The sequence below is a fragment of the Blautia pseudococcoides genome, from assembly GCF_001689125.2.
Taxonomy (GTDB): Bacteria; Bacillota; Clostridia; order Lachnospirales; family Lachnospiraceae; genus Blautia; species Blautia pseudococcoides.
In genome coordinates, this window is sequence record NZ_CP015405.2 from 4,497,585 (window position 1) to 4,510,480 (window position 12,896).

General features: G+C 41.9%; 6 protein-coding genes. All 6 read left to right on the plus strand.

Annotation, left to right across the window (positions count from 1 at the left end):
- The first annotated feature begins 33 nt into the window (after positions 1–33).
- Positions 34–498, plus strand: a complete 465-nt coding sequence (locus A4V09_RS21120; protein WP_065544057.1) for a hypothetical protein — start codon at positions 34–36, stop codon at positions 496–498.
- A complete protein-coding gene (locus A4V09_RS21125; RefSeq protein WP_065544058.1) occupies positions 495–8,819 on the plus strand; it encodes an Ig-like domain-containing protein in 8,325 nt (2,774 codons plus the stop codon). Before A4V09_RS21120 ends, A4V09_RS21125 begins: the two co-directional genes overlap by 4 nt.
- A gap of 94 nt (positions 8,820–8,913) precedes the next feature.
- A complete protein-coding gene (locus A4V09_RS21130) occupies positions 8,914–10,812 on the plus strand; it encodes a protein kinase domain-containing protein (protein ID WP_065544059.1) in 1,899 nt (632 codons plus the stop codon).
- Positions 10,813–10,821: 9 nt separating this feature from the next.
- On the plus strand, positions 10,822–10,971 hold the full coding sequence (locus A4V09_RS24700; RefSeq protein WP_157123538.1) for a hypothetical protein: 150 nt from the start codon (positions 10,822–10,824) through the stop codon (positions 10,969–10,971).
- Positions 10,968–11,279 (plus strand): hypothetical protein, encoded by a 312-nt coding sequence (locus tag A4V09_RS21135; RefSeq protein WP_065544060.1) that lies wholly within the window; start codon positions 10,968–10,970, stop codon positions 11,277–11,279. The genes A4V09_RS24700 and A4V09_RS21135 overlap by 4 nt, the downstream gene beginning before the upstream one ends.
- Positions 11,280–11,299: 20 nt before the next feature.
- A complete protein-coding gene (locus tag A4V09_RS21140) occupies positions 11,300–12,871 on the plus strand; it encodes a carboxypeptidase regulatory-like domain-containing protein (RefSeq protein WP_065544061.1) in 1,572 nt (523 codons plus the stop codon).
- Positions 12,872–12,896 lie beyond the last annotated feature (25 nt).

The window sequence follows — 12,896 nt, forward strand, 5'->3', positions numbered from 1 at the left end:
AAACTTGATCGTAATATTTTAAGAAGGTAGGAAATGGAAAAACAACAGATGAAAAAGAAGTTATGGATATCTATCGGCTGCTTTGCTCTTACATCTCTGGCGGTTCTGCTTACACCCCTAAGTGGAGATGAGGGGATAAAGAAGGCGGCAGGATATTTAATAGGAGTTTTATTTTGGCTGGGAATTGCAGGCGGGTGTTTCCTGTATTTCTGGTTGTACAGGAAAGAACATAAATTGCTGAAGCAGACCATGACAAAGGAAAAGATACCCTCCGGACTTCGGTTTTTCAGCAACCGGTTTGCAGCGGTTTCAGATGGGATACTGATCGTAACCCTTTGTCTGAACATTTACTGTATCCGTACTCTTGGCGTAAACCAGTTACTTGAACTTGCTGCCATGTTCTTATTTACCACTTCCGTGTATATGCATTTTCTGCTGAACGGAAGAGTGTTTCAATATATAACACAAAATAAAGGAAAAGGAGTACAGGGAAAATGAAAGGGAAAAGAAGATTATCGGAAAGGCTGACTGCGTTTTTGATAGCGTTTGCTATGACCGCCGGGATGGTGATGGAACCGGTTAGTGTCAGCGCCTTGCCGGAGGAGTTGGTAGGTGCCCAGAGTATGGCCCAGGCATCCGCAGAGGACTCTCAGCAGACGCCGCCGGAAACACAAGAACCTCCAATAGACGCAGGGGATAGCGGTGATGTGATACCTCCTGCTCCGTCAGTAACAAAAATAGTAGTAAACGGTCAGGTACTTTGCGGTGAAACTGCAGTTGAGGGTGCCAGGATCTCAATTGGTGAAAGTATAGTGACCACTAATACAGAAGGGGTATTCTCCTGTGAAGTCGGAGCAAACCAAAATTATGAGGTGGTAATTGAAAAAGAAGGTTTTGAAAGAAAAGTAGTTTCTCTAACCGCAGGTGAGGAAAATATTAACCTTGTAGGCATCCAGATCGTGCTGGCAGATATTGTGCTGGATAAGGAAGGGGTTAGTGTTGCGGTTGACAGTTCAGACAGAGTTAATGTTATAAATCCTGTCAGTTATGCTTCCTATAGCTGGACAATATCAGATGAAACCGTTGCCACGGTAACAGAAGGGATAGTAACAGGAGTAAAAAGTGGAAATACCGCCGGAACTGTTACCATGAATACGCCGTATGGAGCAAAGCAGAAGGAGTTTACGGTAGGCGTAGATATTGCAGCGCCGGATATGACTTTTTCTGTTGACCCATTAAGTGGTGTAAACATTGAAAAGGTAGTATTAACCGCACAAATTACTTTTGGGACAGGAACCGTTAAATTCTATTGTGATAGTGATTTGATAGGAGAAGTCCCTGTTGAAAATAATGTGGCGCAGATGTCTTATGCTCCAAGTAATGGAAATCATGTCTTTAAAGCGGAATACACGGGAGAGGAAGGAAAATATGCCGTAGTCAGTAAGACTGGCAATGCAAATTATAAAGGCAGCCAGGAGATTGATTTTGCAGCGAATGTACCGGAGAAAGTTGTATATGGTGATGAATTTAATATATCCATAGATAAGGAGGCTTTTAAAGGTAAGGCGGAAAACCCTGTTTATACTATAGCGGTAGAAGGACAATGCCTGAAGATAAATGAAAACAATGGATATTCCGCCACAATTGAAGCTGTGAAGGCAGGCGAAGAAAAGATTATTGTCACAAGACAGGAGACAGAATCCTGGACACAGGCAACAGAAATAATAAATGTCCAAATTGGAGCTAAAACAGTCTATGTTGATAAGGATAATAGTAAGCTTGTCGTTGAGAAAACATATGACATGGAACGTGCGTATAATTTGACGGTGCGTGACAATACAAGCGAATTAGTATTTAAAGATGCAAAAAATACTGTGAATCTTAAAGTTAAGAATATACAGATACAGATGATACAGGAAGAAGCAGGTGAATATAAGGCAGAAGAGAATACAACAGTAACAGTTAGTGATATCACACTTCAGGATGCAGACGCAGATAATTATAAAATACTGTGGCCAGATGGCCCCAAAACTATCAGGGCCGACATAACGATCAAACCAAGAGGTATCGATCTGGAAGTTGTTTCAAAGGACGAGTTGAATACAAACGGGTATGTTACCAGGCAGTATGGTAAGGCGGGAGGCCCATTTATGAATGGCAGAGAAGAGGCAAAACTTGCTGTTCAGGTACGGGAAAATCCCCAAATGCCAGTTTTGGATAAAGATAAAGATGCAATTAATGAATGGGTTAAAAAACTGGAAGTAAAAGATATGACCCAAGACAATACTCTTGTCTCGGATTCACCGTATGATGCCATTGTACCTGATTTAAATGAGAATAACATTATTAAAGATAGTGGAAATGTTATTAAAGGCTGTAAGAATTATAAAGTCAATGAAAAAACATATAATTATCCATTGAAAATTATACCTATGGATATAGACGGATACGACGATTTCAGTAAGTATGTTCAATTCAATAATGCATATGTTGATGAGGATAATAGTATATGGATCAGAGGCGGTCTGGAAGGTGTGCAATACAAAAACTTTGGGGCTGCTGTGGTATTAACACCAGGGGCTGTCCTATATAAAAGTATTATATTAGAAGCAGGAAAGAATACCAGAATAGAGGATGGTAATATTATCATTCCGGAGTCTAAGGATACCGTATCGGCTTCTGTGTTCATTACATTATGCAGCAGTGATAATAATGGTCAATCTGTAAAGTGCAGTAATCCATTTGAGGTAAACCTGAAGGTTGATTCAGAAGCACCAATTGTCGAGTTTGGGGAAATAGAGAAAAAATCCACAAACCTCAGTACAAAGATTAAAGATATTCTTTTTGTTTTATTTGGTAAGACAGAGAGTAATGATGGCATCACATTCAGTCAATCATTTTCCATAAAAGATGATGGTGTGGGTATGCAAAAGGATGGAAGATGGGAATATGCAAAGTTTTATCTGAATGATTACTCAGAAAGTAAAGCAGAATTGCAGTCCTTTGTTACGGCAGATAAAGTAGAATGGGAGAAAATGGGAGAAGACGATATCAATACAGAGGGTTCCGTTTCTTTCAGGGATGATAAAGAAGGACATTACATACTTGCCGTAAGAGCATATGACCAGCTTGGTAACTGTAAAATATATTGTTCCAATGGTATGGTTCTGGAAAATAAAGAGCCGGTAGTATTTATAAAAAGCAGTATACCTGATTTTTATAATATAAAAGATAAGGGAACAGATATCACTTATAATGTTGTGATAGCTGACAGCGTAGAGGCAGTAAATGATGAGATACCGGAGACGATCAGCTCAGGGATAAAGTGCTTAAAGTACAGGGTATACAAAAAAGAAAAAGGAGAAGAGAAAGTTTTAAAGGATCAGGAGATCATTGATCTCAGTGAAAAAGAATATAGCTGGAATGATTTAAGTATAAAGAATGATGTCAACTATGTGTATATGGAAAACGAATGCTCTTTTCATGTGACAGATGAATATAATTCTAATTTTGTATATTTTGAAGCAATTGCTGTGGATAACGCCGGAAATGAAACGACGTTTGAAAAACAATTAAAGTTTGATTTTACTGCACCGGCTATCAATGTTGAATTTAAACAGAGTGAGGGAGCAGAGGTATATCAGTACCCAGATAATCCCGAATACTATAATGGAGAATGTATAGCCACAGTTACTTTCAGTGATTTGAATCTTCCAAAAGACAATAGAAATGATAGCCTAAAGGTTCATTTACAAACAGGTAATGAGGAAGAACCTGAAGAATTTGATCTATTAAAGCAGGATGATATAGAAAAGCTGAGAGAATTAGGAATACGGGCGGAAGAAAGTACAGTTTCTAAGATTGATGAAGACAATAACATAGCAGAATCTCAAATAACAGAGAGAACATTCATTCTGTTCTTTGAAGGAGATGGACATTATAAAAATGTTAAGTTTGAAGCTATAGATTCTGCAGGAAATGCAAATGACAGGAATTTGGATAAAGATTTTGTTATTGACAAGACAGCTCCTAAAATTAATCTTTATTATGATGTGAACGGCGAAATGGTTCAGGGACCAATAACAGACAGATATTACACAAATGCACAGGCTGTTACATTAAATATTGATATAACGGAGCAGAACTTTAGCGGTGGGGATGATGTTAAGATTGATTTCAGGTCTTTTGCTGAAGAAAACAATCAAATAACAGCCTTACCGGAAAAAAACGGTATAGAGAAAACGGAAAACTGGACAAAAACCATACAGGGTGATGAGGTTTGCTGGCATTATGAATTTGTTTATACAGAGCAGGCGAAGTATACACAGAGTATGAAATATACAGATTTAGCCGGACACGAAGCCGAACTTGGGAAAAGTATGATCACAATTGACAGGATAAGCCCTCAAGGCACGATCCTTGTCAGTGATGAGCCACTTTGGGCAGATCTATTGGATAGTATAACTTTTGGAGGTTTTACAAGATTTTTTAATAAATCAATCAGGGTTGGATTTACCGGTGAAGACAGTTTATCACCTATCGAAAAATTCCAATATATAAAGCTGGCAAATCCATATGATGGAGATATTGAGTCATATTCCGAATGGAAAGATATCTTGTCAGGTGAAGAGAGCTTACCGGAACTCATGGCGTTGAGTGGTGAGATATCATTAGAACCTAATCAGCAATTTGTTATATATACAAGAATCATCGACAAGGCCGGAAATGCTAAATATCTGAAAACGACTCATGGAGTAGTGCTGGATGGTGAGAAGCCGCAAGCATCTATAAAAATTACAAACCAAACGACAGCGAAAAATGGAATTTTTACAGAAAATCCAGAGCTGGAGTTTGAAGCGGTAGATCCCAAAGCTGGGGATACCTATTCAGGACTGGAAAAAGTGTGGTACACGATAGAATCTGTAGGTAATGTTACAGAATCCGAGACAAGAGTGCTCATGGATAATTCTGACGATCGGATACAGAGTCATGAAGCTTTCTCTGGTACCGATATAATAAATGCCGACAAGTATAATAGTAACAGTGTTAAGATTCAAATGTTTGCACAGGATTTTTCCGGGAATATAGGCAAGAGTGAAGCTGTCACCACTAAAATTGATACAACCGTGCCCACTCTGGATATAGAGTATTCGTCTGAAATAGAACCTGCATATGAATTTTATTATAATGAACCGCGTACAGCTACAATCACTATAAAAGAAAGAAATCTTAATGTAGAGGATGAAGACAGTGTATTCTTTACTCTGAAAAGGAAAGGTGAAGAGGAGGCTTCTGTTTACAGTCTGAGTAAATTGACAAAACTTCCTGGTATCAAACTGCTCGGTATCGTTGATTCAGAGAGGGATGTCAGAGAGGCATTAAGAACAGATCAAAGAACGACTACTATAAAAATTGAGTTTAATGGAGATAATGATTATACCTTTGATGCCCACTGCAGAGATTTAGGCGGATTATTAGACGAAAACGGTGACAGTAAACAAGAACGGTTTATTATTGATCAAACAGCACCAGAAATAAAAATTAATTTCAGTAATGGAAATGGAACAAAAGAATATCGTTATGATACGGAAGAGGCTGTTTATTATGACGGAAAACGAACAGTTAAAGTTACCTATAGTGACTGGAATTTGTTAATGGATGATTCAGAAGATGCATTAAATTTCCATATGAAAACAGAGGATACCGGGATCGGCCAGACATATAACCTGTTAAAAGAAGAGGATGTTGAGGCTCTTAGAAATATGACATCTTCTCTGGGTAAGAAAGATAAAATTTTTGACAGTGTTACAGTGGGAAAAACGGTGATGGATAAAGATGATATTATGTCTAAAACTATTACGTTGGTATTTAATGGAGATGAGCACTATAGCAATATAAGTTTCGATTGTACAGATATACCGGGAAATGAAACTATCAGAAAAACGCAGGAAAATTTTGTGATTGATAAAACAGCTCCTGTAATGAAGGTGACTTACGATGTAGACGGTAAAAAAATGAGTGGACCTATTGCTGAGAGGACTTATACAAATGCCGGACAGATATCAATGAAAGTTGAGATTGCAGAGAGAAACTTTAAAAAGAGTGATGATTCTATTGATGTGTGGAATAGTTCAAATCCGCAGTATAATGATGGCATTACAAATCTTCCTGAAAATAAGGGTATAGAAAAAGGAGAGAAATGGAAGGGAAGCAGTAACGGCAGTAAATTACAGTGGACTTATGACTTTAATTACACAGAGGAGGCAAAGTACACGCAGTCTATCACTTATACGGATTTGGCAGGTCATACTGTAAAAATGGAGGGTAGTGAGTTTACTATAGACAGAACAGATCCGGAAGGCACTATTAATGTGAATGATGAACCGTTATGGGAGAAAATACTAAACAGTATAACTTTTAATGGTTTTAGAAGGTTTTTTAATCACAGTATTAATGTTGATTTCTCCGGAAGTGACAGTATATCACCAATAGAACCTATCCAATATGTAACGTTTACGGATGTTTATGAAAATATCCGGTCATATAACACATGGGAAGATGCTGCACCGGCAGTAAACGAAAGGACAGTTACTACCGGAAATGTGCCTATGGGGCCAAATCAGCAATTTGTCGTATATGCAAAAATAACAGATAAAGCAGGTAATGTTACATACCTGAATACAATTGAAGGCACTGTGTTAGATGCTGTAAGCCCGGAACCTAGGATAACAGTTACGAATCTAAGTCAGGCTCAGAATGGGATTTTTAATGGAGATGTACAACTGCAGATTGATGTAGAAGACCCAACATCAGGTGATACCTATTCAGGGCTGCAAAAGGTTTGGTATACCGTAAATGCCACAGGGAATTCTTCTGCTAGTGAAGAGACTGTTCTTATGGATAACAGCAGCAACAAAGTACAAGGCCATAAGACGTTCAGTCAGATCATCACAATTTCAGCGGACACTTACAACAGCAACGATGTACAGGTACGGGTTTTTGCTATGGACTTTGCTGAAAATAAAGCGGAAAGCGAAGTTACACAACTAAAGATAGACAAAACCGATCCGGTGATCTCCGTCTCCTGGGACCTCACCAACCCACTAAACGGCAGATACTACAAAGACACCCGCGCCGCAACCATCACAGTCCGTGAACGTAACTTTGACCCTAACAATGTACGTTTCTCGATTACCAACACAGACGGTGCGGCGGCTTCCATTGGTGACTGGAGCATAGACAGCGCAGGCGTATCCGATGATGCTGTGAATACCTGCCAGGTATCCTTCCCTTCAGATGGGGATTATACCTTCACATTCGGCTGTACAGACCTTGGGGGCAACAGCGCGGAGTACGGACAGACTGACGAGTTTACGATTGATAAGACAGTTCCTGTCATCACGGTTTCCTATGACAATCATAACGCGAAAAATGGAAACTACTACAAAGAGGCCAGAACTGCCACAGTCAGCGTCAAGGAACACAACTTTAACGCGTCGGAAGTGAAGACTGCCATTACAGCCAGCCTTCTCGGACAGGGGATCACAGCACCGTCGGTGAGCGGATTCTCCAACAGCGGCGATGTACACACGGCTACAATAAAATATGAGGCAGACGGTGATTACACCTTTGATGTAGATTATACAGACCTGGCAGGCAACGCTGCCGCAGATTATACACAGGAGAGATTCACTGTGGACCGCACCGCCCCAGAGGTCCAGATCTTTGATGTAAAAGATAAATCAGCCAACAATGATGTGGTGGCTCCGGGTGTAAAATATTCGGATAATAACTATGACAAGAAGAACGTAAGCATCAAAATTGAGGGGGCCAATAACGGTTCTGTAGATATTGGCCGGGTGGCAGGTGCCATCACCAATGGTGAGAGTATCAAGCTCAATGACTTCCCGCGGGAAGAAAAGATGGATGACCTGTATAAACTGACGGCAAAAGTCACAGATAGGGCAGGAAATGCCACAGAAAAATCCATTTTGTTCTCAGTCAACCGCTACGGTTCCGTATATGTGCTTGACAATGACACAAAAGACTGGCTGAGCACAGACGATGAGGAATACACATACATCAACCAGGAAAAAGAACTGGGTATCATGGAATATAATGTGGATGATGTAGATGTAAGCAAGATCACCTCCAACCGGGACGGCGAACTTACCAATCTAAAGGAGAACACCAACTATACGGTGAAAAAATCCGGAAGCGAAGTGCAGTGGAAGGAATACTACTATAAGCTGGCGGCAGACAACTTCAATGAAGAAGGAAACTACACCGTTACGCTGTATTCTGAGGACAAGGCAAAGAACAGCATGAACAATGAAAGTGTCAAGAAGGCTGGAAAGAAACTTCCTCTGGAATTCACCGTGGATAAGACAGCGCCCACTGTGGTAGTGTCCGGTGTGGAAGATGGCGGACAGTACAGAGTATCCAACCGTAGTATGACGGTTGACGCCAAAGACAACCTGTCGTTGAAAGTGGTAAGCATCACCATTGACGGTGAGACGAAAACTTACCGGGACGAGGAATTAAGAGATTTAAATGGTGTTATAAAGACACAGATCAACAGTGCCAATAAGTGGCAGAATCTGGAGATCACAGCCCAGGATGCAGCGGGAAATGTTCTGGGGCAGAAAAAAGCCGGTGAAAAAGCCCAGCCGCTGGTGATGGCGGTCCTGGTCACACCAAACATAGTTGTACAGTACTACATGAATAAACCGGTATTCTTTGGATCACTGGGCGTTCTGGCCGCACTGGCGGCTGTGATCGTAGTGATCATCATGAGACGGAAACAGCAGAACAGATAACAGAGCAATATACATTAAGAGACCTGAGCAAAGAGGCTGCTGCAGATTTAAATGCAACAGCCTCTTTTTGCAGATCGGCAGGGGGGGATGAGCCATGTTTTACGGCGGAGAGGTGCTTGACAATACTTATCAGATCATAAAAGAAATAGGTAAGGGCGGAACAGGTGTCGTATATTTGGCCTATCACCTGCGGCTGCAGAAATATGTAGTAGTCAAGAAAATACATGACAACTTTGTGGGACAGGTAAATGTCCGCACAGAGGTGGATATACTGAAAAGTCTTCACCATACAGGTCTTCCTCAGGTATATGATTTCTTTCAGCTTAGCACAGAGGTATATACCGTAATGGAACATATCCGGGGATATGATCTGCAGCATTATCTGGATGAAGGTTGTGAATTTGAAGAAAAAGATCTGATACGCTGGCTTCTACAGCTCTGTGAAGTCCTGGAATATCTGCATGCCAGAGTACCACCGGTACTTCACAGTGATATAAAGCCGGGAAATATCATGATAACACCAGAGGGTAATATCTGTTTGATCGACTTTAATATATCTCTGGACAGCAGAGAAAAAGCAGATGTCCGGGGCATGAGTAAGTGGTATGCAGCTCCGGAACAGGTAGAAAAAGCAGTGCGGCAGAAGGCCGGAGAGGACACCCGGCGTATAGTTTTGGATGGGCGCATGGATATATACAGCCTGGGGGCTGCCTTTTACAGACTGATGACAGGAAGAATCCCCACACAGGACAGCAGGGAATTTATTCCTGTGACAGCCATGGACCTGCCTTACAGCCAGGCGTTGAAAGCAATTGTTGGAAAAGCTATGGAATGGGATATCAGGAAACGCTATTCCAGTGCAGCCGCTATGCATAAAGCGCTGCTTCATATTTACAGATCAGACAGTGAATATAAGAAACTGCGCATTTTAAACATATGCCTGTACACGGGCTGCGGCCTTTTATTTCTATTGGGAATATGGAGCACTGCCTATGGATGGAAGGGAATGTGCAGAGAGGATTATGAAAAGGATTACGCAGAATTTTATTCTGCCTGTGAGAACTATGACAACGAAACTATCATATCAACAGGGATTGATATGCTGAATAATAAAAAATACAAAACCATATTGGAAAATGATGGTCAGGAGAAGGCCGGAATTCTTTATGAACTGGGAAATGCCAGTTTTGAACAGGAACAGTACGAAACCGCTGCTGATTATTACCAGGAGGCCAGGACAGAGGATCCAAAGACTGGAGTTTATTACAGGGATGAGGCCATTGCAAGGGCAAGAAGCGGGGATATCTATCAAGCTTCTTATGTGCTGGAACAGGCTGATATGCAGGGGACGGAAGATGAGGATATTCTGCTGGCAAAACAGGAGATCGCGTTTACAAAAAAGGAGTACAGCAAAGTTACAGAGATAGGGGAACAACTGGAAGACACAGGTAAGGCAGAGATCGCGGGAAGAAGTGCCCTGCTTGCAGCCGCGGCTTTTGAAGAAAAGGGAGATATGGAAAACCAGCTTCTCTACCTGGAAAAAGCATACAAGGCGGAGGGAGGGACACGCTGCCTGCGGCAGATTGGGCAGACATGCCTGGAATTGGCGCAGCAGCAAAAGCAAAGCAGGCATTATAAGGAATATCTGCAGAAAGGCCAAGCTTGTTATGTCCGTCTTCAGGAAAATCCACTCCCTTCCTTCACAGATTCTCTTAATCTGGCCATCATTTGGGAGCTGGAGGGGGAATACAGAAAGAGTTATGATATGCTGAAAAATCTATCCCGGTCAAATCCCGATTCCTACATGGTATATATGCATCTCTCCTATATCTGCTGCAAGCAGGAGGAACAGAAAAAAGTGGGGATGAGGGACTTTGAGAAAGCGAAGAAATATTATGAAAAGGCAAAAATTCTCTACCGTTCCGGCAAAGCGCAGTCTGACAGTGCCATGAAAGATCTGGAAAATATTATAGAACAGATGGACAGGGAGTGAGGATAAGATATGGATGGGGAGATCTATTTTGCGGCGGGATGTGTGCTGACAATGATATCGGTATTGTTGTTTACTGTGGGAAAAGCTGTGCTTTTCCTTAGAAAAAGGAAGTTGATCCAGGATTTCAGAAAAGTATATGAATGGGAGGAGAACGTATGAGATGTCCGAATTGTCATTCGATCGTGGGCGATAGCTGGGGAATCTGCCGGTACTGTGGATTTGATGTGGGCCAGTATATGGAAGAACCGGGAGCTGGCAGTGTGCAGACAGAGTTATCCGGTATTAAGAGTGGTGAAAGGCCGGATACCGTCTGCAGTCATGAAGAGTTCCGTTATTATAAGGCAGCTTATAACAGAGAACGGAGGCGCATTGACAGGTATAGGAGGAATATTTATATTGGGCTTTTGTGTGCTGCTCTGTGTTTGAATTTGATCCAGCTTGTGATTATAGTAATCACTAATTTGTGAGAAAAACGGGGGGAAATAGCATGAGGAACAAAAAGAAAAATATCATACTGCTTATAGTTCTGGGAATTCTTTTTCTGGTACTGGCAGTCATAGGAGTGTTTTTGATAAAAAATGCCACAGAGAAAAAAGCCTACAGGGCGCACCTGAATGAAGGGCAGAAGTACCTGGAGGAGATGAAATATGAGGAGGCGGTGGCGTCCTTTGAATTTGCCATTGAAAAGGATCCGAAGTCAGAGAATGCATACATCGGAATCTTTCAGGTCAGAGACGCACAGGGAGAATACCTGATGGCAGCAGAAATATTGCAGAAGGGCTATGCCAATACAAGGAGTGACAGGATAGATCTGCTTCTTGCCAACTATCTGGAAAAGCATCCTTCCGGCAGTGATGGGGAACAAAGCACAGAGACTGCAGGAGGAATTGAGCTGTTGGCAGAGGAATCCCAGAAAATCACCATTAACACAGCTTTTATGCAGAAGATAGCTAATTATACATATCAGGATTACCTGCGTGAATTTGGTAACTGCGTATCTCATGAAATGAAAAGTGGAGTTCTGGAAATAAAACATGCGAAGCTGGCAGGTACATTTTATTACAGGGATATAGATGAAGAAGATAACTCCATAGACGTCAAAAGCAGCTTTCCATATAAAGATGCAAAGCCCGCCTACATACGTCTGGATAATGTGGAACTGCTTTTCAGGGGTTTTGGATCAGGCATTACATATACACGTCTAAGGGAAATAGCCGGGGGCCAGGTGGAATGTACAGATAATGAAAAGAATGAAATGAAAGAAGAAGGTATTACTATTGTAAAATTCAGCTATAAGGAGTGCGGCATCCAGATCCAGTCTGACAAAGACGGAAACATTATCAAGAGTGCGGCATGGAATAAAATTATTCCTCCCAGGCCGGACAGGGAAGCAGAAAAGGGAGTGTACCAGGGCGTCATCGTGGATGCCACTACAGGACAAGGACTGCAGGGGGCTGATGTGAGATTTATGCCCCGTGACAGAAGCCAGGAAACCGTCCGGGTACAGTCAGACGGTGAGGGTGCTTATAAAGCAGAGCTGCCGGAAGGAACATACGATGTAGAGGTCAGCAAAGAAGGCTTTATCCAGGACAGCTTTGACCTGGAGATAACAGCAGAGGAACAGCAAAGCGGAGATTCGTTTCCACTCTCCCCCAAGCTTGCTCAGGGAGAAATCCGGATCGTCCTCACCTGGGGGGCATATCCCACAGATTTGGATTCCCATCTGGATGGAACCACAACCGACGGTCACAGCGTGTACGTTTATTTTGCAAGAAGTATCAGCCGTTACGGGAATAGTACGGCAGCCCAGCTGGATGTGGATGACAGGAATGGATACGGACCGGAGACTACCACCATCTATGCGGACGGCAGTTATCGGTTCCGTGTAAATGATTTTACCCGTTCCGGAGAGATTTCCGCATCAGGGGCAGAGGTGAAGATATATCTTCCGGACCAGTCACAGCCAACTGTCTTCCAGGTACCTGACGGAGTCGGTAACCTGTGGGATGTATGCCAGATAGAAAACGGGAAGATCACCCCAATCAATTCAGTAGAATAGGAGGATAAAAACTTGATAACAGGAA

Coding starts and splice junctions, on each gene's coding strand:
- A4V09_RS21140 (WP_065544061.1), top strand. CDS start 11,300: ATGAGGAACAAAAAGAAAAATATCATACTGCTTATAGTTCTGGGAATT.
- A4V09_RS21120 (WP_065544057.1), top strand. CDS start 34: ATGGAAAAACAACAGATGAAAAAGAAGTTATGGATATCTATCGGCTGC.
- A4V09_RS21135 (WP_065544060.1), top strand. CDS start 10,968: ATGAGATGTCCGAATTGTCATTCGATCGTGGGCGATAGCTGGGGAATC.
- A4V09_RS24700 (WP_157123538.1), top strand. CDS start 10,822: ATGGATGGGGAGATCTATTTTGCGGCGGGATGTGTGCTGACAATGATA.
- A4V09_RS21125 (WP_065544058.1), top strand. CDS start 495: ATGAAAGGGAAAAGAAGATTATCGGAAAGGCTGACTGCGTTTTTGATA.
- A4V09_RS21130 (WP_065544059.1), top strand. CDS start 8,914: ATGTTTTACGGCGGAGAGGTGCTTGACAATACTTATCAGATCATAAAA.